23 protein-coding genes are annotated in these 24696 nt (G+C 59.6%); 11 read left to right on the top strand and 12 right to left on the bottom strand.

The annotated features are described in order from the left end of the window. The first annotated feature begins 102 nt into the window (after positions 1–102). Together AC07VR_RS11655 and trmA are read left to right on the top strand one after the other, a co-directional pair. The gene (locus AC07VR_RS11655) at positions 103–1398 is read left to right on the top strand and encodes an NCS2 family permease (RefSeq protein WP_494993571.1); all 1296 of its coding nucleotides are present in this window, start codon (positions 103–105) and stop codon (positions 1396–1398) included. After that, entirely contained in the window at positions 1395–2483 is a 1089-nt protein-coding gene (trmA, locus tag AC07VR_RS11650; RefSeq protein WP_495011303.1) for a tRNA (uridine(54)-C5)-methyltransferase TrmA, read from the top strand. Before AC07VR_RS11655 ends, trmA begins: the two co-directional genes overlap by 4 nt. Positions 2484–2548: 65 nt before the next feature. Here trmA and AC07VR_RS11645 read toward each other — a convergent pair whose 3' ends face one another. Further along, complete coding sequence (locus AC07VR_RS11645) at positions 2549–2995, bottom strand: DUF2442 domain-containing protein (protein WP_494993569.1); 447 nt, start codon at positions 2993–2995, stop codon at positions 2549–2551. After that, positions 2992–3420 (bottom strand): DUF4160 domain-containing protein, encoded by a 429-nt coding sequence (locus tag AC07VR_RS11640; protein ID WP_495011302.1) that lies wholly within the window; start codon positions 3418–3420, stop codon positions 2992–2994. Before AC07VR_RS11640 ends, AC07VR_RS11645 begins: the two co-directional genes overlap by 4 nt. A gap of 324 nt (positions 3421–3744) precedes the next feature. On the opposite strand from AC07VR_RS11640, the gene aroQ reads away from it, so the two are divergent. Then, positions 3745–4185 carry a type II 3-dehydroquinate dehydratase gene (aroQ, locus tag AC07VR_RS11635; protein ID WP_494993567.1) on the top strand — a complete coding sequence of 147 codons (441 nt, stop codon included), beginning with the start codon at positions 3745–3747 and terminating at the stop codon, positions 4183–4185. 5 nt (positions 4186–4190) lie between these two features. Next, positions 4191–5045 (top strand): shikimate dehydrogenase, encoded by an 855-nt coding sequence (locus AC07VR_RS11630; protein ID WP_494993566.1) that lies wholly within the window; start codon positions 4191–4193, stop codon positions 5043–5045. A gap of 47 nt (positions 5046–5092) precedes the next feature. Here the strand turns inward: AC07VR_RS11630 and AC07VR_RS11625 are convergent, their stop codons facing one another. Beyond that, positions 5093–5770, bottom strand: a complete 678-nt coding sequence (locus AC07VR_RS11625) for a TetR/AcrR family transcriptional regulator (RefSeq protein WP_494993565.1) — start codon at positions 5768–5770, stop codon at positions 5093–5095. 102 nt (positions 5771–5872) lie between these two features. Then, positions 5873–7783: a 3-dehydroshikimate dehydratase QuiC gene (quiC, locus tag AC07VR_RS11620; protein WP_494993564.1), complete on the bottom strand. Its 1911-nt coding sequence runs from the start codon at positions 7781–7783 to the stop codon at positions 5873–5875. A gap of 589 nt (positions 7784–8372) precedes the next feature. Here quiC and AC07VR_RS11615 point away from each other — a divergent pair. Together AC07VR_RS11615 and AC07VR_RS11610 are read left to right on the top strand one after the other, a co-directional pair. Continuing rightward, positions 8373–9710, top strand: a complete 1338-nt coding sequence (locus AC07VR_RS11615) for an MFS transporter (protein WP_495011301.1) — start codon at positions 8373–8375, stop codon at positions 9708–9710. 99 nt (positions 9711–9809) lie between these two features. Continuing rightward, a complete protein-coding gene (locus AC07VR_RS11610; protein WP_495011300.1) occupies positions 9810–11432 on the top strand; it encodes a methyl-accepting chemotaxis protein in 1623 nt (540 codons plus the stop codon). Positions 11433–11438: 6 nt separating this feature from the next. Here AC07VR_RS11610 and AC07VR_RS11605 read toward each other — a convergent pair whose 3' ends face one another. The 4 genes from AC07VR_RS11605 to AC07VR_RS11590 form a co-directional block, all read right to left on the bottom strand. After that, entirely contained in the window at positions 11439–12317 is an 879-nt protein-coding gene (locus tag AC07VR_RS11605) for a DMT family transporter (RefSeq protein WP_494993561.1), read from the bottom strand. 127 nt (positions 12318–12444) lie between these two features. Beyond that, complete coding sequence (locus tag AC07VR_RS11600) at positions 12445–13260, bottom strand: sugar phosphate isomerase/epimerase family protein (protein WP_495011299.1); 816 nt, start codon at positions 13258–13260, stop codon at positions 12445–12447. A gap of 10 nt (positions 13261–13270) precedes the next feature. Further along, entirely contained in the window at positions 13271–14323 is a 1053-nt protein-coding gene (locus tag AC07VR_RS11595) for a Gfo/Idh/MocA family protein (protein ID WP_495011298.1), read from the bottom strand. A 298-nt stretch (positions 14324–14621) separates the two neighbouring features. Then, complete coding sequence (locus AC07VR_RS11590; protein ID WP_495011297.1) at positions 14622–15398, bottom strand: IclR family transcriptional regulator; 777 nt, start codon at positions 15396–15398, stop codon at positions 14622–14624. Between the two features lie 187 nt (positions 15399–15585). On the opposite strand from AC07VR_RS11590, the gene AC07VR_RS11585 reads away from it, so the two are divergent. Next, positions 15586–17304, top strand: coding sequence for an FAD-dependent oxidoreductase (locus tag AC07VR_RS11585; protein ID WP_495011296.1), 1719 nt, complete (start codon positions 15586–15588; stop codon positions 17302–17304). Between the two features lie 40 nt (positions 17305–17344). Here AC07VR_RS11585 and AC07VR_RS11580 read toward each other — a convergent pair whose 3' ends face one another. Then, the gene (locus tag AC07VR_RS11580) at positions 17345–17533 is read right to left on the bottom strand and encodes a hypothetical protein (RefSeq protein WP_494993556.1); all 189 of its coding nucleotides are present in this window, start codon (positions 17531–17533) and stop codon (positions 17345–17347) included. Here AC07VR_RS11580 and ypfJ point away from each other — a divergent pair. Both ypfJ and AC07VR_RS11570 read left to right on the top strand, forming a co-directional pair. After that, positions 17532–18422, top strand: coding sequence for a KPN_02809 family neutral zinc metallopeptidase (gene ypfJ, locus AC07VR_RS11575; RefSeq protein WP_494993555.1), 891 nt, complete (start codon positions 17532–17534; stop codon positions 18420–18422). The two genes, AC07VR_RS11580 and ypfJ, sit on opposite strands and share 2 nt — an antisense overlap. Next, the gene (locus AC07VR_RS11570; RefSeq protein WP_494993554.1) at positions 18423–19388 is read left to right on the top strand and encodes an alpha/beta hydrolase; all 966 of its coding nucleotides are present in this window, start codon (positions 18423–18425) and stop codon (positions 19386–19388) included. A 126-nt stretch (positions 19389–19514) separates the two neighbouring features. Here AC07VR_RS11570 and AC07VR_RS11565 read toward each other — a convergent pair whose 3' ends face one another. Then, on the bottom strand, positions 19515–20894 hold the full coding sequence (locus AC07VR_RS11565; protein ID WP_494993553.1) for an MFS transporter: 1380 nt from the start codon (positions 20892–20894) through the stop codon (positions 19515–19517). A gap of 129 nt (positions 20895–21023) precedes the next feature. Next, positions 21024–21953 carry a transcription regulator VimR gene (gene vimR, locus AC07VR_RS11560; RefSeq protein ID WP_494993552.1) on the bottom strand — a complete coding sequence of 310 codons (930 nt, stop codon included), beginning with the start codon at positions 21951–21953 and terminating at the stop codon, positions 21024–21026. A gap of 136 nt (positions 21954–22089) precedes the next feature. Here vimR and AC07VR_RS11555 point away from each other — a divergent pair, with 136 nt between their 5' ends. Next, positions 22090–23103: a zinc-binding alcohol dehydrogenase family protein gene (locus tag AC07VR_RS11555; RefSeq protein WP_495011295.1), complete on the top strand. Its 1014-nt coding sequence runs from the start codon at positions 22090–22092 to the stop codon at positions 23101–23103. A gap of 148 nt (positions 23104–23251) precedes the next feature. Beyond that, the gene (locus AC07VR_RS11550; RefSeq protein ID WP_494993550.1) at positions 23252–23431 is read left to right on the top strand and encodes a hypothetical protein; all 180 of its coding nucleotides are present in this window, start codon (positions 23252–23254) and stop codon (positions 23429–23431) included. A gap of 1 nt (position 23432) precedes the next feature. On the opposite strand, the gene AC07VR_RS11545 is transcribed toward AC07VR_RS11550, so the two are convergent. Then, positions 23433–24629, bottom strand: a complete 1197-nt coding sequence (locus AC07VR_RS11545) for a multidrug effflux MFS transporter (RefSeq protein ID WP_495011294.1) — start codon at positions 24627–24629, stop codon at positions 23433–23435. Between the last annotated feature and the right edge of the window lie 67 nt (positions 24630–24696).

The raw sequence follows: 24696 nt of genomic DNA, 5'->3' as shown, positions 1-24696 counted from the left end.
CTTTTTCCGACCCACAGAAAATCAACAGGTGCTTCAGGCAGACTGTGCTTTGCTGTTTGAGTCGATACATTCACGGCGCCGGGCGCGCCACGGGGAGCAGACATGCTGGAAAGGCTGTTTCAACTCAAGGCACACAACACCAACGTGCAGACCGAGATTCTTGCGGGCCTCACGACCTTCCTGGCCATGGCCTACATTCTGTTCGTCAACCCGAGCATCCTCGGCGAGACCGGCATGGACAAGGGTGCAGTGTTTGTCGCGACCTGTCTGGCGGCGGCCATCGGCTCGACCGTGATGGGCCTGATCGCCAACTACCCGATCGCTCTGGCGCCGGGCATGGGCTTGAACGCCTTCTTCACCTACACCGTAGTCCTGCACATGGGCCACACCTGGCAAGTAGCACTGGGGGCGGTGTTCATCTCGGCGGTGATGTTTTTCCTGTTGTCGATCTTCCGCATCCGCGAATGGATCATCAACAGCATCCCGCTGGCGCTGCGCTCGGCGATTGCCGCCGGTATTGGCCTGTTTCTGGCACTGATCGCCCTGCACAACGCCGGCATCGTGGTCAGTAACCCAGCCACTATGGTTGGCTTGGGCGATCTGAAACAACCGGCACCGATCCTCGCCACCCTGGGTTTCGCCCTGATCGTCGCTCTTGAAGCCCTGAAGGTTCGTGGCGCAGTGCTGATCGGCATTCTTTCGGTGACTATTGTTTCCATCGCGCTGGGCTTTACCCCGTTCGGCGGCGTGATGTCGATGCCGCCTCCCCTGGCGCCGACCTTCCTGCAACTGGACATCAAAGGCGCGCTGGACATCGGTCTGGTCAGCGTGATCTTCGCTTTCCTGTTCGTCGATCTGTTCGACAACTCTGGCACTCTGATCGGCGTGGCCAAACGCGCCGGCCTGATGGGCAAAGACGGCCACATGCCGAAAATGGGTCGCGCCCTGATCGCCGACAGTACTGCGGCCATGGCAGGCTCCTTGCTGGGCACCTCGACGACCACCAGCTATATCGAGTCGGCAGCGGGCGTCAGCGCCGGCGGCCGTACCGGTCTAACCGCCATTGTTGTGGCGATCCTGTTCCTGCTGGCATTGTTCTTCGCGCCACTGGCCGGCAGCGTTCCAGCCTTCGCCACCGCGCCCGCCCTGCTGTTCGTCGCGGTACTGATGACCTCCGGCCTGGCCGAAATCGACTGGGACGACATCACTGTCGCCGCGCCTGTAGTTGTCACCGCCCTGGCGATGCCGTTCACTTATTCCATCGCCAACGGCATTGCCTTCGGTTTCATCTCCTGGACCGCGATCAAGGTGCTGTCCGGTCGTGGTCGTGAACTGAACTCGGCGCTGGTGATTCTGTCGATTCTGTTTGTGATCAAGCTGGGTTGGTTCAACGCATGAGTGCTCCGTCTTTCGACACCGAAGCCTACACCCGTCAGCTCGACGAAAAAGCTGCGCGCCTGCGCGAACTGCTGGCGCCGTTCGATGCGCCCGAGCCTCAGGTGTTTGACTCACCGCTGAAGAATTTCCGCCTGCGTACCGAATTCCGCCTGTGGCGTGAAGACGGCGAGCGCCACTACGCAATGTTCGCCCCGGGGGACAATCGCACGCCGATCCTGATCGAAGAGTTCCCGATCGCCAGCCTGCGCATCAATCAATTGATGCCGCAGCTCAAGGCGGCATGGCAAGCCAGCGCAGCATTGAGCCACAAGCTGTTTCAGGTGGATTTCCTGACCACCCTGGCTGGCGATGCGATGATCACCCTGTGCTATCACCGCCCGCTGGATGAGCACTGGCAAGTCGCCGCAGAAAAACTGGCCGCCGACTTGAATGTCAGCGTGATCGGCCGTTCCAAGGGCAAGCGCGAGGTGATTGGCCGCGATTATGTGGTCGAGAAGCTCGACGTCGGCGGCCGCACGTTCAGCTACCGCCAACCGGAAGGCGCGTTCACTCAGCCCAACGGTACGGTCAACCAGAAGATGCTCAACTGGGCGTTCGAATCACTCGGCGAGCGTTCGGATGACTTGCTGGAGCTGTATTGCGGCAACGGCAACTTCACCCTGCCGCTGGCAACCCGTGTGCGCAAAGTGCTGGCCACCGAAATCAGCAAGACCTCGGTGAATGCCGCATTGAGCAACCTCAGCGAAAACGCTGTGGATAATGTCACCCTGGTGCGTTTGTCCGCAGAAGAACTGACCGAAGCCTTGAACGAGGTTCGCCCGTTCCGCCGTTTGCACGGCATCGACCTCAAGAGCTACGAGTTCGGCAGCGTGTTCGTCGACCCACCGCGCGCCGGTATGGACCCGGACACCTGCGAGCTGACCCGACGCTTCGAGAATATCCTCTACATCTCGTGCAACCCGGAAACCCTCGCGGCCAACATCGCCCAACTGCACGACACCCACCGCATCACCCGCTGTGCGCTGTTCGACCAATTCCCATGGACTCATCATATGGAGTCCGGGGTGTTGTTGACCCGGCGCTGAAACTGCTCTGATCTACAAAACAGCCGTCGCAATGATGGCTGTTTTGCATGGGTCATCCGGGCGGCTTAAAGGGTGACATCGACCTTGCGCGGACGACCACCCTTTCTACCGTTAGCACGGGCCGCCTGCGCTTTGGCATCACTGCTTTGCCGTCCATTGCGCGAGGCGATCACTACCGCTGCCATGTCCATCAACGGCTTGCTGGCCGATATCAGACCGGCAATGGATACCTGTAAATCCCGCGCCTCATGACAGATCGCCGTACCTGCAAAGCCAATTTCCAGTCCGGCGAAATCCTCGCCCTTGAAATCATCGAATTCCGGATAGTTCTTCACCGGCAGCAGGATCGCGCTGCCATCTTCAAAACCGATAGACAGGCGCTGCTCCTGAAACTTCACGGTGGTCGCATTGACCCCGCAACTGCGGCGAGCCTGACCACGTTCTATCGCTTCATCCAGAACGGCCTCGGTTACCGGCCCATCGAATGGCACCCTGGCCTTTATCGTTTTCATAGTTCGATCTCCACCCTGTCTGGCGCGTCAACCAGCCCCAGCAGCGTTCTATTGCCCTCTAGCTCATAACGAGCCGACTCAATCAGATAGGTCGTGCTGCCAGGTCTCGTCGTTGCGACCACTTCATCTGCCTGCCAATCCCACAACTGATTATCCAGGCAGGTAGTGTGAATTTTGGCCCACCAAATACTGCGCGCACGCTGCAACTGAGCAGGTTGTTTCAGCTCCTGACGCAAGCCCTCCAGGATCGCCAAAGGCGGTCGACGGGCATAAGGGATGACATCCCACAGCTCAACGCCGTTATGCCAGAAGCTGAATTTGAAACGAGCACTCCATCTGCCTCCGTCGACATGCACGTGAGGCGGACAGTGTTCGTCTCGCAGCATGAGCACCATCGCCAATCCCTTGTAGTTGCATATTTTCATGCTAACCCATCCGTTAGGTTAATAAGCCACTTGGCTCGTTTTTCCTTAATGAATCCGACAGCTGGCAGTTTTCCATGCCACTGCCCGGACTTGAGATTAGTTCTGCCGGCGGGCAAAGCCCCTCGTCCTGCGGCGCCAAGTCGTAAGCAATTCTTACGACCCCGCCCTCTGCCCTGGCTGAAATGTCCGATCACCGAACACTTATTTCTGCCGTTTCTTGCCTGCCGCATGTCTTCAATTGACCGAAGTAACTAGTTAGTACAATTTATCCCCACAGGCTGACTCTCTCAGCCAAAGCCAAAAATAACAGCGGAGATACCCCACATGTCCCCTATCGTTCTGGTGCTCAACGGCCCGAACCTGAACATGCTCGGCACCCGTGAGCCGGCGACTTATGGCCATGAAACCCTGGCTGACATTTCTGCCTTGTGCGGCCGTGCCGCAGAGGAGTTCGGGTTGGCGGTAGAGTTTCGCCAGACCAACCACGAGGGCGAGTTGCTCGACTGGATTCACGGCGCTCGCGGCCGTTGCGCCGGGATCGTGATCAACCCGGCGGCCTGGACCCACACTTCGGTAGCGATCCGCGATGCACTGGTGGCCAGTGAGCTGCCGGTGATCGAAGTCCACCTGTCCAACGTCCATGCTCGCGAACCGTTCCGTCATCACTCGTTTGTGTCGGCGATTGCCAAGGCCGTGCTTTGCGGTTTTGGTAGCAACGGCTATCGCCTGGCGCTGGAGCATTTCAGCCAGCAGTTGAAGGGGTGATCGGTATGTCGCAGAAAACCGGTGTACTGGCTGGACTGATTGGCGCGGGCATCCAGGCATCGCGCACACCCGCACTTCACGAGCATGAAGGCGATGCCCAGGGCTTGCGCTACCTCTATCGGTTGATCGATCTGGACCCGTTGAAACTCGACAGCAACGCCCTGCCCGAGCTGCTGTTGGCCGCCGAGCGGATGAATTTTACCGGGCTGAACATCACCTTCCCGTGCAAGCAAACGATCATCCCGTTGCTCGACGAACTTTCACCTGAGGCAAGCGGCATCGGCGCGGTGAACACCGTGGTGCTCAAGGATGGCAAACGCATCGGCCACAACACTGATTGTCTGGGCTTTGCCGAAGGTTTTCGGCGTGGCTTGAATGGCGTCGCCCGCCGGCACGTGGTGCAAATGGGCGCAGGCGGTGCCGGGGCGGCGGTTGCCCACGCGCTGCTGAGCGAAGGTGTGCAACAGCTGAGCATTTTCGATGTGGAAACCAGCCGCGCACAAAGCCTGGCAGACAACCTTAACAAGCACTTCGGTGCCGGTCGCGCCCGTGCGGGAAGCGATCTGCCGAGCGCACTGGCGCAAGCCGATGGCTTAGTGAACACCACACCGATGGGCATGGCCAAGCTGCCTGGAATGCCAGTGCCGGTGGAGTTACTGAGAGCAGAATTGTGGATCGCAGAGATCGTCTACTTCCCGCTGGAAACCGAACTGCTGCGCAACGCTCGAGCTTTAGGCTGTCGCACACTGGATGGCGGCACGATGGCGGTGTTTCAGGCAGTGAAGGCATTTGAATTGTTCAGCGGCGTGGTGCCGGATGCGCAGCGAATGCTTGAGCACTTTCAGAGCATGAATAGCTAAGAGATGCACAGGTATGTGTGGCGATGGGGCAAGCCCCTTGCCACAGCTCAGGCCTGCAAATACCGCAACACCGACTCGCTGATCATTTCGCGATGGCGCTGTTTGATCGCTTCGTCCGCCAGATTGATCTGGAAGATTTCGCCAAAGGTATTGCGGTTCGAGACGCGGTAGAAACAGAACGAACTGATCAGCAAATGCACGTCCAGTGGTTCAAGCCCACGGCGGAACACGCCCTCCTCGGCACCGCGCTCAAGAATCTCCCCCAGTGAATCCAGAATGGTGTTGTTCATCGCCTTGATCGCGTCGGACTGCTTCACGTACTCGGCGTTGTGAATGTTTTCGATGCTGACGATGCGCACGAAATCGACGTTGCGATCATGGTGATCGAAGGTGAATTCCACCAGCCGCCGAATCGCCTCACGGGGCTCCAGCTCAGCCAGGTGCAGACGGCTCTCGGTGCTGCGAATATCGCCGTAGAGTTTCTCCAGAACCTCGACATAGAGCTGCTCCTTACTGCCGAAGTAGTAATAGATCATTCGTTTGGAGGTGTGGATACGCTCGGCGATGGCATCAACGCGAGCACCCGAAAGCCCCTGCTGGACGAACTCGACAATAGCCTCTTGAAGAATATTCTCGCGGGTCTTTTCCGGGTTGTTCTTGCGACTCTTGCGCGGCTCGAGAGCAGGCTCGTCGGGCGCTACAGAGAGGTCTGGGGTCATAGTCATTCCGGGCTCACGGCCATCACTGCACAGGTAGCGATTATGGGCCGCGCCGCGCAGTGAAGGAAAGGACACTGGCGGCCGTTTCTGACCGCCGTTACCAAACGCTTACAACTTGGCCTGCCGCACGCCACCACTGCGTGACTTGGCCATCGCTGCCAGGCGCACCGCGACGTTCGCCGCGCCATAACCCAAGTAGCCATTCTTGCGCTGGATAATTTCAAAGAAGAAGCGCCCTTCGAAAGGTTCGGTGTAGACATGGAACAGCTCACCGCCTTGCGCGTCGCGGTCATACAGCACGTTGTAGTACGCCAGTTCACTGAGAAACTCGTCGTCGAAATCAAAACGTGCCGCGAGGTCGTCGTAATAGTTCAGAGGGATATCCAGCAGCGGCACCCCTGCCTCTTTGGCCCGACTGACTTCGGCGAAGATGTTGTCACAATCGAAGGCAATGTGGTGTACCCCAGAACCGCGGTAACTGGACAAGGCGTGTGAAATCGCCGTGTTGCGGTTCTCGGAGATGTTCAATGGCAAACGAATCGAGCTGCAACGGCTGCGTAGCGCACGGCTCTTCACCAGACCATAAGGATCGGGCAGTACCACTTCATCGTCGGCCTCGAAATCCAGCAGGCTTTTGTAGAACAGCACCCAGCTGTCGAGACTGTCTGCCGGCAGCGCCATGGCCATATGGTCGATGCGCTTGAGACCGCCGCTGGCGATCAGCGCCGGTTGCAGATTGAAGTCGGTGTCGTAGAGGGTTTTGCCGTCGACATCCTGATCCACCAGGTAAATCAGGCTGCCATCCGGCGCCCGTACGGCCGCCAGCTCAAGCTCATTCGGCCCGACCAGACCGCGATAAGGCTGGCCTTTGTAAGCAACAGCCCGAGCCAGTGCGCTGGCGCTGTCCTTGACCCGAATCGCCGTAGCGCACAGCGACGGCCCGTGAGCTTCGAAAAAGCTGTGGGCAAATGAATAGGGCTCTGAGTTGAGAATCAGGTTGATATCGCCCTGGCGTAGCAAGCTGACGTTCTTGGAACGATGCTGACCGGCCTTGACGAACCCCAGGCGCTCCAGCCAGTGAGACAGTTTGGCGCCAAGGCTTTCGTCCACCGCAAACTCGAGAAACTCGATGCCGTCGTACTCGCTGGCCGCAGGCGTGGCGAACAGAGTATCAAGGTTAGCCGCAGGTACAGTTTCTTGTTGCAGGCGCTCGCGGGTTTTTTCTTCCAGGTACAGCAAGGAGCGCAAACCATCGGCGGCATTGGCCCGGGGCGGCGCGGCGCGGAAACCGTCGTTGAAGATTTCCAGCGACAACGGTCCGGTGTAGCCACTCTTGATGATTGGCGCGAGGAAGCCCGGCAGGTCGAACTCACCCTGACCAGGGAAACAGCGGAAGTGCCGGCTCCACTCCAGAACATCCATGGCCAGAATCGGTGCGTCGGCCATTTGCACGAAAAAGATCTTGTCGCCCGGAATCTCGGCGATGGCCCTCGGATCGCCCTTGAGCGACAGGGTGTGAAAGCTGTCCAGCAACACGCCAAGGCTCGGGTGATCGGCCTGACGGACGATGTTCCAGACCTGTTGATAAGTGTTCACATGCCGGCCCCAGGCCAGCGCTTCATAGCCAATCCGCAGGCCCCGAGCGCCAGCGCGCTCAGCCAACAGGCGCAAGTCGTCGATCAGGATTTGCTCATCACCGACGCTGTCTGCCGAGGCGTTGCTGCACACCAGCACCAGATCGGTGCCGAGTTCCTGCATCAGGTCGAACTTGCGCTCGGCCCGCTCGAGGTTGCGCGACAAACGATCGCGGCGGCAACCTTCAAAATCACGGAAAGGCTGAAACAATGTGATGGCGATGCCCAAGTCAGCGCACATCTGCCTGATTTCACGCGGGCTGCCGTCGTAGTAGAGAAGGTCATTCTCGAAAATCTCCACCCCGTCAAAACCGGCGGCGGCGATGGCTTCAAGCTTTTCCGGCAGGGTACCGCTCAAGGAAACGGTGGCAATGGAACGCTGCATGTTTCAACTCCCGGTGAAATGGGCTGATCTTGTTAGAGGACCTGCACGCTTTTCGTAGCAGCTGCCGAAGGCTGCTACGGGGTTAGCGGTGTGAATTATTGAGCCGAGCCATCCATACAGCAATTCAAAGTGTACGAACTGGTTAGTTTTTCGGGCGATTATCGAACACAATGGCCGTTAGTGAATTGACGATTTTTCGCTCACTGCGCACCATCGACACCACATTGAACCCACCTTAAAAAAGCGGGTTTCAGTTACCAAAGACCCAGAACACACCATAAAAATTTCAAAAATCGGGTACACGCTCATGCTCGCATCCAACGCTTTGCTCCCTTGCTCGCCCCTTCACATGCCCTGCCTGGCGCCCATCCGCAGCCCTCATTCCGACGTTCTACGCGCCCTCGGCTGAACCGTGTTGCACGCTGAATAAACCGCTTTCGTCCGCTCGGCCCAGCCTTGAGTCGACGAGAACACTCAGCCGATCAATCATTGAGTTCGCCCTGCGTAAGCCCGCGCACCCTGACGATTGATCACGCGCCCTTGAAGTCCCGACGAGCAATGCTCGTCAGTCATTGAACGGATGGCACACATGATTCCTTCTCAAAGCTCACGCATGGCCCCAGATCTGGGCGTCGCCAGAGGCGGCGTAGGTGACAAGATTCGCGCAGCAATGTCTGTTGGCAAGACCCGCTGGGGCATGCTGGCACTGGTGTTTTTCGCCACCACGCTGAACTACATCGACCGCGCCGCACTGGGCGTGATGCAGCCAATCCTGGCCAAGGAAATGAGCTGGACAGCGATGGATTACGCCAACATCAACTTCTGGTTCCAGGTCGGCTACGCCGTTGGCTTCGTCCTGCAAGGACGGTTGATCGACAGGATCGGCGTGAAACGGGTGTTCTTCTTCGCCGTGCTGCTCTGGAGCCTGGCCACTGGCGCCCATGGCCTGGCAACCTCGGCAGCGGGCTTTATGGTCTGTCGGTTCATTCTCGGCCTGACCGAAGCCGCCAACTACCCGGCCTGCGTTAAAACCACCCGGCTGTGGTTCCCGGCTGGCGAGCGTGCAGTAGCGACTGGCATCTTCAACGCCGGCACTAACGTCGGTGCGATGTTCACGCCGATGCTGCTGCCGCTGATCCTGCAGGTCTGGGGCTGGCAAGCCGCGTTCCTCTGCATGTCGGCACTGGGCGCGATCTGGCTGATGTTCTGGGGCCTGAAATACTTCAACCCGGAAGATCACCCCTCGGTAAAACAATCCGAACTGGACTACATCCAGAAGGAAGTCGAGCCGGAACAACCTTCCGTACCCTTCTCGCGAATCCTGCGCATGCGTGGCACCTGGGCTTTCGCCCTGGCCTACGCGATCACCGCGCCCGTGTTCTGGTTCTACCTGTACTGGCTGCCGCCATTTCTGAACCAGCAATACAATCTGGGCATCAACGTGACCCAAATGGGTATCCCGCTGATCATCATTTACCTGACCGCCGACTTTGGCAGCGTCGGCGGCGGCATTCTGTCTTCGTTCCTGATCGGTCGCGGAATCAACCCGATCAAAGCGCGGCTGATGTCGATGCTGCTGTTCGCTTGCTGCATCATCGGCGTGATCATGGCTGCAGGCTCGAGCAATCTGTGGGTCGCGGTGTTCGCTATCTCCCTGGCCATCGGCGCACACCAGGCCTGGACCGCAAACATCTGGAGCCTGGTGATGGACTACACACCCAAGCACATGATGAGTACGGTGTTCGGCTTCGGCGGTATGTGCGCGGCCATCGGCGGGATGTTCATGACCCAGTTGGTCGGCTACATCCTGACCACCACCCATAATAACTACACCGTGCTGTTCACCATGATCCCGGCGATGTACTTCATTGCGCTGATCTGGATGTACTTCATGGCACCGCGCAAGATCCCGAAAATCGAAGACTGATCCACCTCCACGCAGGCCTGGGCTCCAGGCCTGCGTACATGCCCCTCCCCCCTCACTTGCCCCCCCTCTTTTTTCTCTTGCGCCCAAGGAACTCACACCATGTCGCCTGGCAACCTGAGCATCGCCAAACGCGCGTTGATCAGCTTCGGCCTGATCGCCCTGCTGGTCCTGCTGCAAGGGTTATTCGCCCTCAAGCAGGTCGCTGAGGTTCGCGCCACCGGTCAACATACAGAAAACGTTTCCCTGCCCAGCACCCGGTATCTGGGGGAGATCCGCGACTATATTCTGAGCATTCGGGTGCTCAGCCTGCGCATGGCTCTGAATCGCGAGCCCAAAGTACTCGACGCGACCATCGCCCGCCTGCATCTGGTAGAAGGCTGGCTGGAGCAGGCTATGGGTCGGTTCGCGCCCTTGGTCGGCGACTACAATCGCCCGCAATACCAACAATTCGTCAATACCGTGCAGAGTTACCGTCAGGCGCTGGATCAGTACGAACAGTTGTCCGGGCAAAACCGCAGCGAGGAAATGAGCGCGCTGCTCAACGGCAAGATCCAGGATTACTCGACCCGCACCGGCGATCAGTTCGCCGAACTGATGAGCCTTACGGCCAATGAAGTCAGCCAGTCGGCCAGCCATGCCGACACACTCTATTCCCAAGTGAAAATGACCGTGATCGGTGCGTTGATCGCCGTTGCCCTGCTGACGTTGTGCCTGGCCTGGCTGTTGATTCGCAGCATCGTCATCCCGATTCGTCAGGCCGTTCAGATCGCCGAGCTGGTCGCCCACGGTGACTTGAGCAGCCCTATCCAGAGCCTCGGCACCGATGAGACCGCACGCCTGCTCAGGGCCTTGGCGAGTATGCAAACCAGCCTGCGCGAAACCCTGCAATTGATCAGCGGCACGTCTACGCAACTGGCCAGCGCGGCCGGACAAATGAGCCAGAGCACGGAACAAGACTCCAACCGTTTGCAGCAGCAACACAACGAAATCGAGCAGGCCGCCACAGCGGTCAATGAAATGACCGCCGCCGTTGAAGAGGTCGCACGCAATGCAGTCTCGACCTCCGACGCCACGGGCCAATCGACCCTCGAAGCGACCCGCGGTCAGACACGAGTCGCCGAGACTCTGGATGCTATCCGGGCAATGAGCAACGACGTGCAATCGGCCCTGCATCAGGTCCAGGACCTGGCCGGACAGTCGCGGGAAATAGGTAAGGTGCTCGATGTGATCCGCGCCATTGCCGAACAGACCAACCTGCTCGCCCTCAATGCCGCCATCGAGGCCGCACGGGCCGGTGAGGCGGGACGCGGCTTTGCCGTGGTTGCCGACGAGGTTCGCGCTCTGGCTCATCGCACTCAGCAATCGACCCGGGAAGTAGAACAGATGATCGCCCGGGTTCAGGGCGGTACTGACAGCGTGGTGCTATCAATGCATAGCAACAGCCAACGCGTCGCCCACACCCTGGCTATCGCCGAACATGCGGGTCAGGCGTTGACTGAAATCACCCGGACCATGGCGCAGATCCACCAGCGCAATCTGGTAATCGCCAGCGCCTCCGAGGAACAGGCCCTGGTGGCTCGGGAGGTCGACCGCAACCTGCTGAATATCCGCGACCTGTCCCTGCAAAGCGCCGGTGCGTCCACCCAGACCAGCGCTACCAGCCACGAGCTGTCACGGCTGGCGGCCGGGTTGCAAAGCCTGGTAGTGCGCTTCAGGTTTTGATCGATGTCAGCGGCGGCGTTGTTGCCACGCTGCGGCCAGGCCACTCAGGCAGATCACCAGTATCCCGATCTGAGTGGTGAGGTCAGGGGTGTGCTTGAACAGCAACCAACCCAACAGGCCGGCAAAAACGATCTGGCAATAGCTGAAGGGTGCCAGCAACGCAGGCGCCGCATGACGGAAGGCTTGGGTCAGGAACAAGTGAGCGGTCATGCCGCAACCGCCCAGCGCCAGCATCAGCAAGCCATGACTGAAGCTCGGTACTTGCCAGAAGAACGGCACCAACGCGCTCATCACCAAGGTGTTGCACAGGCCGGCGAAGAAGTTGCTGGTGGTTGGACTGTCGTACTCGCTGAGCTTGCGCGTCAGCAACTGATAGAAGCAGAAAAACAGCGCCGAACAGAATGGCAACAGCACCGCCGGGGTGAACAGTTCACCGCCGGGGTGGACGATGATCAGAACCCCGATAAAGCCGCAGAGCACCGCCACCCACTGGCCACGCGTCACCCTCTCACCCAGCAACGGCACCGACAAGGCTGTCACCAATACCGGAGCAAGAAAGTTCACCGCCGTAGCTTCGGCCAACGGGATGAACAGCAATCCCGTGGTGAACAACAGGCTGGTACTGAGCAGGCACAGCGCCCGCAGCAATTGGAGCAGCGGCCGCTTGGTGCGCAACACCCGAAGGCCGGACTGCGGCACAAAGATGCCGGCCATCAGCAACGTATGAACCAGATAACGCGCCCAGACCACCATCACCACCGGATAGAAACCACAGAGGAACTTCGACAACGCGTCATGACTGGAAAACAGAAAGGTCGCCACGACGATCAACACAATGCCTTTAAAGGGCTTATTGACGCCGGAAAGGGGTGTGCTGAGGGTCATGGGATTCTCTTCATTGATCATTCCCACGCTCCGCGTGGTAACGCATCCATGGACGCTCTGCGTCCGCTTCCAAAGTGACGCAGAGCGTCACGGTATGCTTTCCCACGCAGAGCGTGGGAACGATCAGCTATAGGTTTTCCAACAACACCCGGGTCTTGTCCAGCGCCATCTGCGCCCGCTGCAAGGCACTCACACCCTGCTCCAACAACCGCGCGGTGGGGACTTCCAGACTCAAAGGGAGATTGCCTGGCAAACAACGCAACAGCTCGAGCAAATCGCACTCGCCATCACCAGGGAAACGCCGCTCATTACGCGCCTGGCGCAGGATTTCCTGCATATCGTCCGGTCGCGGTCCCGCCACATCGCAAAGTTGTGCATAACGCAGCCGGGACGGCGCGACCCTGGCCAGATCCTCCAGGCGCGATCCCGAGCGGTCGAAGTGGAAAGCATCCACCAGCACGCAACCATTCTCGCGGTCGGCGTTTTCAATGATGCGCACAGCCTGCTCGAGGTTGCGCGCATCGGTCCAGGGCATGAACTCCAGATGCAGATGCAAACCGTATTGACCGGCCAGATCACACAACGACGCAACGTTGTCGGTGAGTCGACGTTCATCAGGATCGTTACCGGCGACCAGCAATTCACTGGCACCCAGTTCAGCGCCCACAGCGATGATCGCCTCAAAATCAGCGACGCAGGTCTGCGGTTTGAGCCGCAGGATCTCGACATCCAGCACCTGTATGCCGGTATCGCGCAGCCGCGCCATCGTCTGACGGCGCAAACCGGTATCGCCGACCAAGGGGAAGTGATGCTCCTCAGGCGTCGCCGGCACTACGCGCAAGCCAACATGACTGTAGCCCGCGCGGGCTGCGACTTCGACCATCTCGGGCGGTGAAAGCTCAAGAACGGTCAGGGCTGCCAGAGAAAAAACGCGTTCGTTCATCATCGTCACTTCATCCAATGTGGGCTGGGGCGCAAGCACGACCGGTTTCGGCGGCTTCACGAATCGCTTCAATCAGCGCCAGAGTGCGAGCGGCGTCGGCGACACTCACCAACGGTTCCACTTCACCTCGCACAACCCGGACGAAGTGCTGCAGTTGCAGACGCAACGCCTCATCCGCGGTGAAGCTTTCCTGCACCGCCAGCAACGGCTGATGCCACCCGGCACCGGCCTCGGCGTACTGCCAACGCTTGAGCTGCGGGATGCTCAACGCGCCGCCGGTCCCGGCCAACAAATAGCAGGGTTGATCGGACTGCCGTGGATAAATCGGGTTTTCACCGGAGCCCAGTTCCCAGCTCCAGGGCGCCGCCACCGCGTCGGAGCCGGTCAGGCTGCCGAGCACGCCATTGTCGAATTGCAGCAACACCGCCGCGCAATCTTCATTGGCAAAACCGCGCACCGCGTTGCTGGTAATGGCTTGAACCTGGCGCACTTCACCACACAGGTGGCGCAGCAAATCGAGGTCATGGATCAGGTTGGTCAGCAGCATCCCGGCGCCGGGTTCGCGACGCCAGGGGGTCTCGAAATAGCTGTCGGGCTTTTGCAATTGCCAAAGCGCGGTGACCGTGGTCAGCCGTCCCAGCGCGCCGCTGCGCACCAGTTCATGGGCGCGGACGATCAGCGGATTGTGTCGCCGATGATGCCCCACCAGCACCGGCACCCCCGTAGCTTTCGAGGCGGCAACCAGCTCGCGCACTTCGTCCATGTGCACGCCTACCGGTTTCTCCAGCAGCACCGGCACGCCCATCGCCAGGCAATCCAGCGCCGTGCCGACATGCAGGTTGTTCGGGTTGGCGACGATCACCGCCTCAGGCCGTACCTGCTCGAGCATCTGCCGATGATCCGCGAAATACGGCACATCCCATTGCGCCGCGATGCCCACGGCCTGAGACCCGGGATCGGCCACCGCGCACAATGTGGCCTCGGGCAGATGTTTGAGGTGTTGATAATGCTGCTGGCCCATGTTGCCGGCGCCGATCAGAGCGATGCGAAGTGGCGGGTTCAAAGCGGAAATCCTCTTGTGATTGTTCTCGGGACGCTGAACTCAAATTATTTAGAACTCAGTTCCAGTTTCAATCAAGAGAAAAACAAAATGCTGGGCGAACAGCGAACAGATTTGAAGACGATTCGCCCGCGTAGCAGCTGCCTAAGGCTGCGTTCGATCTGGGCCGCATCCGGACGAAGCGGTCGTAAGAAGGTTAACCGCGATTCGTCAGGTGAAACGAGGAAACCCGATTGCGTCCGCTACGCGGCCGAACGCAGCCTTCGGCAGCTGCTACAGGTTTGAGGTCAACCCGAAAGGTTCAGCTGAAGAGTTCAGACGCCTGGCTCGCCGCCGACAACTCGTGCGCAAACTTCAACAGCAGCGGCGCCAGCTCATGCAGCCTTGCCTGCGGCAGCCGCGCGCTCGGCCCGGCGACGCTGAGCACGCCGACCACCCGCCCATCCACCGGATGACGTACCACCGCGGCAATCGCCGAGGTACCGACCGCCGAGCTTTCCTCGACCCAGGCATAGCCCTGTTCACGCGCCAATCGCAAACGCTCGAGCAGTTCGATATTGGAGCGTGGCGCGTTCGGCCCCAGCTCCGCTGGAACGTGCGCTGCTTGTCGCTCAACCAGCGACAAGGCCTCGGCATCGCTCAGACAAGCCAGCCAGGCATGCCCGGAAGCGGTGTAGAACAGCGGCGCTTCACGGCCCATGTCCGGGTCGTAGCGCAGGCCGGAGCGCGCCCCCTGAGACTTGGCAATCCAGGTCTGACGCTCGCCCTCGATCACCCCCAGACGCACCAGCTCACCGGTTTCCTGAGCGAGGCGATCAAGCACTGGCTGAACGATGTCCGCACCGCTGCTCGCCAGGTAACGAAAGCCCATCGCGACCAGTTTGGTTGACAGGTGATAACGCAGATTGTCTGGGTTTTGCCGCACATAGCCCAAGCGAATCAGCTCGGCGAGCAGACGATGGGTGGCGCTTTTCGGGATGTCCAGTTGCTCTGCCAGGGTCTGCATCGGCAGGCCCCGCGGGTCACTGGTGAGACTTTCCAGAACGCTGAAAACACGTTCGATTTGACTGCCGGCCATGGTTGGGGTCCAGACGAAATTTGCGTGATTCTAGAAGACAACACACCGAATACGAAACCTGGAACTGCGTTCCAGAGTGAAATCAGTCGGTAGCCCGTCACTTGCTGTTTCTAATTCGACTACGTATATTTTGGAACCAAGTTCCACAAAATAACAATCTACTGAATATTTCTGGAGTTCTGCCACGATGCCTGCCGCCTCCTCCCAGCAAGAAATCGACTGCGACGTGCTGATCGTCGGCTCTGGCGCGGCGGGTCTGGCAGCCGCCGTCACAGCAGCCTGGCATGGCCTGAAAGTCATCGTCGTCGAAAAGGACGAGGTGTTCGGCGGCGCCAGCGCCTGGTCGGGTGGCTGGATGTGGGTGCCGTGCAACCCTTTGGCCCAACGCGCGGGTATCGTCGAAGATGTGGAACTGCCGCGCACCTACCTCAAGCACGAACTGGGTGAACGCTATGAACCGGCGCTGATCGACGCCTTCCTCGAAGCCGGGCCACACATGGTGTCGTTTTTCGAGCGCCACACCTCGCTGCAATTCGCCGACGGCAACGCCATCGCCGATATCCATGGCGACACTCCCGGTGCCGGCACCGGCGGGCGCTCGGTCATCGCCGCGCCCTATGATGGTCGCCTGGTCGGCAAACTGCTCAAACGCCTGCGCAAAACCCTGCGTGAAACCTCATTCATGGGCATGCCGATCATGGCCGGTGCTGACCTCTCGGCGTTCCTCAACCTGACCCGCTCGCCATCTGCGGCACTGCATGTGGTCAAGCGCTTGAGCCGACATGTGTTTGACCTCGCGCGGCACGGTCGCGCCATGCAACTGGTCAACGGCGTCGCGCTGATCGCACGCCTGGCAAAATCGGCTGAAGACCTCGGCGTGCTGCTCTGGGAGTCGGCACCAGTCACAGAACTGCTGCGCGAGGGAGATGAGGTCAGCGGTGCGATAGTCAGTACCGCCAAGGGCACGTTCCACATCCGCGCCCGCAAAGCCGTGGTGCTGGCCGCGGGTGGTTTCCCCAACGACATAGAGCGACGTAAAGCACTGTTCCCGCGCACACCCACCGGCCACGAGCATCTGGCATTGCCGCCTATTGGCGCTTCAGGCGACGGGCTGCGGCTGGGCGAAAGCGTCGGCGCGCAGGTCAAGACCGATCTCGAGTCCCCCGTCGCCTGGGCCCCGGTCTCGCAAGTGCCGTACAAGGACGGCAGGATCGGCCACTTCCCGCACATTATCGAGCGCGGCAAGCCGGGAATCATCGGTGTCTTGAGCAATGGCCAACGCTTCGTCAACGAAGCCAACGGTTACTACGACTATGTCACGGCGATGGTTGAAGCAGCCCCACAAGGTGAGGAAGTCGCATCCTGGCTGATCTGCAGCCATCGTTTCCAGCGTCGTTATGGTCTCGGCATCTCTCGTCCCTTTCCCTTGCCGGTGGCGCCGTTTATTCGCTCGGGTTACCTCAAGACCGGCGACACCCTCGAGGAACTGGCCCACGCCTGCGGTATCGACGAGCAGGGCCTGCGCTCCACCCTGTCGCACTACAACCAGCATGCGCGACACGGCGACGACCCGCAGTTCGGCCGCGGTTCGACACCCTATAACCGTAAACAGGGCGACCCATTGCAGCAGCCCAACCCCTGCGTCGCCCCCATCGAACAAGGTCCGTTCTATGCAGTGAAAGTCCAGCCGGGGTGTTTCGGCACCTTCGCCGGACTCAAAGTAAATGAACACGCCCAAGTGCTCGATGGAACCGGCCAGGCGATCCGCGGGCTATACGCTGCGGGTACCGACATGGCCAGCATCATGGGCGGCTACTACCCGGCCGGCGGCATCAATCTCGGCCCGGCGCTGACCTTTGGCTACATTGCCGGTCGACATATCGCCGGTGCCACCGCTTACGAATAGGAGATCGACCAGCCCTCTCGAAGCAGACGTTCTGCCCTCCTTAATAAAACCCGTCACCCGACGGAATTTGATGGGTCGCCTGTGTTCTATGGAACGCTGAATATTTCTCGGCGACGACGAAATCGTTGCCGCGAATACCACCGTTCGCGGCAAACGCCGGACGGCCGGACTGGCGCCAGCGCCACTCACCAGCAACACTCATCACCAGATTAAGAGAGGATTCCCACATGCTATGGAAAAAAGGTCGACGCAGCGACAACGTGGTGGATGCTCGCGGTGACGATACTGGCGAGGGCGGCAGTGGGATGCGCTTCGGTGGTGGCAAGGGCCTGAGCCTGACTGCCGTCGTGCTGATAGTCGGCATCGGCTGGCTGACCGGCCAGGATCCGATGCAGATTCTCGGGCAACTATCCGGCCAGCTGACCGAGCAAGCGGCCACCACCCAACAGATGCGCAAGGCACTGCCGGCCAAAGATGAGCAAGCAGAATTCGTCCGCGCCATCCTCGGCGATACAGAGGACACCTGGGGGCAAATTTTCCAGCAGGCCGGACGCCAATATAAGTACCCTACGCTGACCCTGTTCAGCAACGGGGTGAACTCCGCGTGTGGCTTCGCCAGCTCCGCCACCGGCCCCTTCTATTGCCCGGCGGACCAGAAGGTTTATCTGGACATGAGTTTCTTCCGGGAGATGTCCCAACGTTTCTCCGTTGCGGGCGACTTTGCTCAGGCCTATGTCATCGCCCACGAAGTCGGCCATCACGTACAAACCTTGCTCGGCGTCTCTGCCAAGATCCAGGCTGCTCGGCACCAGGGTCGGCAGATGGAGGGCGACGGTGGTCTGTTGGTGCGTCAGGAGTTACAGGCCGACTGCCTGGCCGGTGTCTGGGCCAACAATGCGCAAAAACGTCTGAACTGGCTCGAGCCGGGAGACATCGAAGAAGCGCTGAACGCAGCCAATGCCATCGGTGACGACCGCTTGCAACAGCAGGGTCAGGGCCGCGTAATACTGGACTCCTTCACTCACGGCACCTCGGCACAACGGGTTCGCTGGTTCAAGACCGGGTTCGCCCAGGGCCAGATCAGCCAGTGCGATACCTTCGCTGTGAAAGACCTGTAAATGATCGCTCGATGGCTGACGTTTCTGGGCCTGTTGGTCATCTGCATCGGCAGCCAGGCTGCCGAGCACGGGGTCAAGGAGATCAGCCCCGGGCGCTTGCAGTTGGAAGCCGGCGAGATGACCGTGGACATCGGCCCTGCGCCGACGAAGATCGAACGCGTGCTGATCATCATTCATGGCCATTTACGCAATGCTGAAACCTACCGTCGGAGTGCCGAACGCGCAGCCGAGCAGGCCGGGCAAAGCGCGACCACACTGGTGATCGCACCACAGTTTCTCAATGAATCCGATATCGCCCGCCATCAGTTGCCCGACAGCATGTTGCGCTGGCAGGGCAATGACTGGATGGCCGGCGGCTTGTCCTCAGCTCCGCACCCTCTGAGTTCCTACGCAGTTATCGACGAAATCGTCGCCCGACTCGTCGATCGACAACAGTTTCCGGATGTGAAGGAAATCGTCATCGCCGGCCACTCCGGCGGCGCTCAGGTGGTTCAGCGCTACGCGCTGCTGAGCCATGATCAGCCAGCCATCAAGACCGCCGGCGTGAAGGTGCGTTATGTGATCGTCAATCCCTCGTCGTACGCGTATTTCGATGAAAAACGGCCAGTCGCGTTCAATCACGCCAGTTGTCCGGCATTTAACCACTGGAAGTACGGGCTAACGGATTTACCCGCCTATGCAAGCGGGCAGACGCCTGCGCAGCTGGAGGCAAACTACGTCAAACGTGACATCGTTTATCTACTGGGGAAGCAAGACATCGACCCGCATCATCCGACGCTGGATAAAAGTTGTGAGGCCCAAACCCAGGGCGCTTATCGATTGATTCGAGGGCACAATTATTTTGACTATCTGAGGCGGCGCCATCCTCAAGGACTGAGTCAGCGCCTGATCGAAGTGCCCGGGGTTGGGCATGACGAGGATGGAATGTTTACATCGCCTGAGGGGCAGGCGGCGTTGTTCAGGTAGTTGGAAACGTCGTCAAACAGGACGCCGCGGGCAAGGACTGGGCGCCCCTCGCTCCTACGGACCGCATGTACCTGTAGGAGCGAGGCTTGCCCGCGATGAACGATAACGTGGTGTGCCCTGACAGACCTACCCCGCAACCGCCTCGCTCAACTCCTCCAGCGTCTTGCCCCGGGTCTCCATCCCGAACAGCCAGACCACCGCTGCGGCGGTCGCAAAACACAGTGCACCCAAGGCGAATACACCGCCCTGCCCGGTGATCGGGAATACCAGCCCGGTCACCATCGGCCCGAGCAAAGAACCAATCCGACCGATCGCCGAGGCGAAGCCTGATCCGGTAGCCCGCGCCGACGTCGGATACAGCTCGGGTGTATAGGTATAAAGCACCGCCCACATACCGAACAGAAAGAACTGCATCAGCAAGCCCGAGCCAATCAGCAGGCTGACATTGCCGCCAAACACCGCACTTTGCCCGTAAAAGAACGCCATGATCCCGCCACCGAGCAAGGTCACGATGCACACGGGTTTGCGCCCCCAGCGCTCCACCAGCCACGCTGCCATCAAAAAGCCAGGGATCCCGCCGAGGGAAATCAGCACGGTGTAATACACCGACTGCGTCACGGCAAAACCCGACTGCTGCAGCAACGCGCTGAGCCAGGAAGTGAGGCCGTAAAAGCCCAGCAGAGCAAAGAACCAGACGCTCCAGATCATCATCGTGCGCTGGCGATAGAGTGGCGACCATAGCTCGCGGAATGCCGAAAAGAAGGTCACGGGGTGGATGACGATGCGCGGCAGGCGAATCGGCTCAGGCAAATCAGCCCGTTTCAACGAGGCGCGAACCCGGTCCTCGATGCGCAGCAATACTTTGTCTGCTGAGTCGTGGTGCCCGGCCTGTTCCAGCCAGCGCGGTGACTCCGGAATGAAGAAGCGGATAGCCAGAACAAACACCGCCGGCACCGCCAACACCAGAAAAATGTCACGCCAGCCAATGACGGGTAACAGGAAGTAGGAAAGAATTCCCGCCGCTACAAACCCAAGGGGCCAAAAGCCGTCCATCAACGCGATGTAACGTCCCCGCCCCTTGGCCGGAATCAACTCGGAGAGCATTGATTGGGCAATCGGAAACTCCATGCCCATGCCGATCCCCAACAGGATTCTGAATAGCGTAAGCATCTCGATCGTCTGCGCCGTGGAACACAGGTAGCTCGCCAGGCCCCATAACACAATGCTCCACTGGAACACCGGCTTGCGGCCGAAACGATCGGCCAACATACCGGACAAGGACGCCCCCAGGACCATGCCGAAGAAGCTCGAACTGGCCAGCAACCCCGCCTGCGCCGTGCTCAGTCCAAACTCGGCTTTGATCGAGCCAAGCAGGAAGGTCATCATTGCCAGGTCCATGGAGTCGAAGAAAAACGCCAGGGCAATGATGATGAAAATGATTCGGTGGTAACCACTGATGGGTAACCGTTCCAGACGCTCAGCAGCGCTATATCCTTGAATCCCCATGTCCTCTCCCCCGATTCGATAGTCTGCAAATCGAGTGTGCGGGATCGTTTACCAGGGCTATTGCTGGATGCGACCTGCCCGCATCTGTTAACGACTCTTTAAACCCAGGGCACAGACGTCTTATGGCGGTTAATCATCAGAGACAAACAATGTTGGACATTGGCTGGATATCGTCTCGCAACGTGACTTAATCATTTCACGCAACAAGTTCACCGGTTTACTTAATTGCGCGCGATGGGCGCACAACAAATTCAGCGGCGCACGCTCACATGACAATTCCGGCATCAGCACTCGCAAACGCCCGGCCAGCACATCGGCGGCCACATCAAGCCAGGACTTGTAGGCAATCCCTGCACCCGCCACGGCCCATAAGCGCACCACATCGGCATCGTCACTGAAGCGATCGCCGCTAACGGTCAGGCCCACTTCGCGCTTGCCGTCATGAAAACTCCAGTGATCGTGAACCCGACTGCCGAGCATGAATAGCAGGCAATTATGCTGGGCCAATTGCTCCAGTTGCCGGGGCTCACCCCGCCGGGCCAGATAACTGGGGGCCGCACACAACACCCGACGGTTCTGCGGTGCAATCGGCAACGCCACCAGGCTTGAGTCTTCCGGCTCACCGTAACGCAGAGCGATATCCACCGGCTGGCGGAACAGGTCGGCAATCCGGTCGCCCAGCAACAAACGTACGGTGAGCCTGGGGTGCTCACGCTGGAACTCATCCAGCCAGGGCAGCAACACGTTGCGCCCGAAATCGGAAGGCGCCGACAGCTGTAAGATCCCGCTCACCTGATCCTGCCCGCTGGTCAGCAGACGCCGGCCCTCATCGAGGTTACTCAACGCGGCCCTGGCGTACTCAAGAAAGCCTTCGCCCTCGGCCGTCAACCGCAGGCTGCGGGTCGAACGCGCCAGCAGCCGGGCACCCAATTGCTGCTCGATACGTTTCAACGCGGCACTGGCCACCGCCGCCGACATATCCATCACCCGCGCCGCCGCAGACAAACTGCCCAGGTCCGCCGCGCGCACGAACAACTGCAAGTCATCGAAACGCAACATCGTCTATCACCAGCCGATTATCAAAAAAATATTGAAAGAGACTGCTGTTTTAGCGGGTTTTATCTTCAAGAGAAATAACCAATGATCCACCTATCGAACTATTGCCTTTCAGCGCTATTACCCTTCAGGAGCTCCCATGAAAGCCGTTGCCTACTACACGTCCTTACCCATTGACGACCCAAAATCCCTGCAAGACATCGAGCTGCCAGAACCGGTAGCCGGCCCTCGGGATCTGCTGGTTGAAGTCAAAGCCATCTCGGTCAACCCGGTGGACACCAAAGTCCGCCAGAACGTCCAGCCCGAAGGTGGCACCGCTAAGGTATTGGGATGGGATGTGGCTGGCGTGGTCAAAGCCGTCGGTAGCGAAGTCAGTCTGTTCAAGGCTGGCGACAAAGTGTTCTACGCCGGGTCCATTGCCCGTGCCGGCGGCAACAGCGAGCTGCACGTCGTTGACCAGCGGATTGTCGGCCACATGCCAAAAACCCTCGGCTTCGCGCAAGCCGCTGCATTGCCGCTGACCGCGATTACCGCGTGGGAGTTGCTGTTCGAACGGCTGCAAGTCAGTGAAGGCAAAACCGATCAGGGCCAAAGCCTGCTGATTGTCGGTGCCGCCGGTGGCGTGGGTTCGATCCTGACTCAACTGGCCAGCCAGCTCACGGCGTTGAGAGTGATCGGCACCGCGTCACGCCCCGAAACCCGGAGCTGGGTGCATGAACTGGGGGCCGATCTGGTGATCGATCACAGCCAGCCGCTAAGCGAAGAACTCAAGCGTGCCGGCCAGACTCACGTGACCCACGTCGCCAGCCTGACGCAAACCGATCAGCACCTGGACCAATTGGTCGAAGCGCTGGCGCCCCAAGGCAAACTGGCGCTGATCGATGATCCGAAGGCGTTGGACGTCACCAAGCTCAAGCGCAAGAGCCTGTCGCTGCATTGGGAGTTCATGTACACCCGTTCGCTGTTCGAAACCACAGACATGCTCGAACAGCACAAGCTGCTCAACCGCGTGGCTGAGTTGATCGATGCGGGCACCCTGAAAACCACCGTCGGCGAACACTTCGGCACCATCAACGCGGCCAACCTGCGGCGTGCCCACGCACTGCTGGAAAGCGGCAAGTCCAAAGGCAAGATCGTGCTCGAAGGCTTCTAAAGCGCAGGGACATCGCAGTCATCCGCAACCTGAGCGGGATGCGGATGACACCGTCAGTCAGAGACTTGACCTGCGTCATATCTGCGACCGCATTCGGGTCTACACTCTAGGTCTTTGCAATGTTGTCTTTTACGTGAGGAGGTCAGCAATGAAGATCCTGATAAAAGAACTGGCAAAACCCCAAGGCCCTCAATGGCAGGTCCGGCTCGACCAACACGCGGTGACCTTCCGTAGTGAAGCCGAAGCCCGCGCCTTTGCCCATACACTGGAAACGCGGCTCCAGGCTCCCCATCGATTTCCCGACAGACAACAGTACACTGCTGGCTGAGTCAGGCAGCCGCTTGTGCTGCGGTCCGGGCGTTTTGCAGTCGGCGAGTGACCATCGCCACGCTCACCGCAAGAATCCCGCACAGACTGATCACCATAGCCATCGGCATTGCGCTGCCATCATGCAGAACACCTACCAGTGACGCCGCCCCGGCGGCAACACTGAACTGCAGACATCCCAGCATGGCCGAGGCGCTGCCCGCCCGTGCGCCTTGACCACTCATGGCGCAGGCCGAAGCATTGGGGATGATGCAGCCCAAACTCGCGATGCAGATAAACAGCGGCACCAGCAGCGGCCACAACTGAGTCGTGTGCAACGCACTGACGCCCAGCAGCGTTAAACCGGCCGCCAGATAAATCCACACCGTACGCGCCAGCAAAAAGGCCGGCCCACGCCTGGACAGCAACCGCGCATTGATCTGCGCTACCAGAATGAAACCCGCCGCGTTACTGCCGAACAACCAGCCGAAGTGCTCAGCCGGTACGCCGTAGAGTTTGATGAAGACAAAGGGTGAACCGGCGATATAGGCAAACATCCCGGCAATCGCAATCCCGCCGGTCAAGGCATGTCCGAGATAGACTTTGTCTGACAGCAAGCGACCATATTGGCGCAAGGCACCCGACAACGGTTGGCGCGGCTGACTGGCCGGCAGGCTTTCCGGCAGTCCCAGTGCCACGGCCAGTGCGGACAGGGCACTGAACAATGTCAGCGCAATAAAGATCGACTGCCAGCCATAGAGGTTGACCATCAGCCCGCCGAGCATCGGCGCGAGGATCGGCGCCAGGCCCATCACCAGCATCAGTTGCGAGAAGACTTTGGCCGACCCCACCGCATCGCATTTGTCGCTGACCACCGCCCGGGAAATCACCATCCCCGCGCAGCCGCCCAAGGCCTGGACAAAGCGCGCGCCGATCAGCCAATCGAGACCAGGCGCAAAGGCACAAGCCAGCGACGCCAGGGTGAACAGCGTGACCCCGGCCAGCAGCGGAATCCGCCGACCGAAGCGATCCGCCACCGGGCCATAGGCCAGTTGCCCGATAGACAAGCCGAGAAAATAAGCTGCCAGCGTTAGCTGAATATGTTTTTCATCAGTACCGAAAGCGACCGCCATCGCCGGAAAACCCGGCAGATAAAAATCGATCGCCAGCGGTGCGAAAGCGCTCAAGGCACCAAGAATCAGGATTGTGCGAAAGTTCATCAGGCATCCAGTTGAACGTCAGTCAGCAGCCCGACAGTCTAGCCGCGCTTGGACGCCTTGAACATTC

This window comes from Pseudomonas sp. GW821-FHT02H09 (assembly GCF_059421425.1).
The sequence above is the reverse complement of the archived record's forward strand: the minus strand, read 5'-3'. Positions and strand labels throughout refer to the sequence as shown.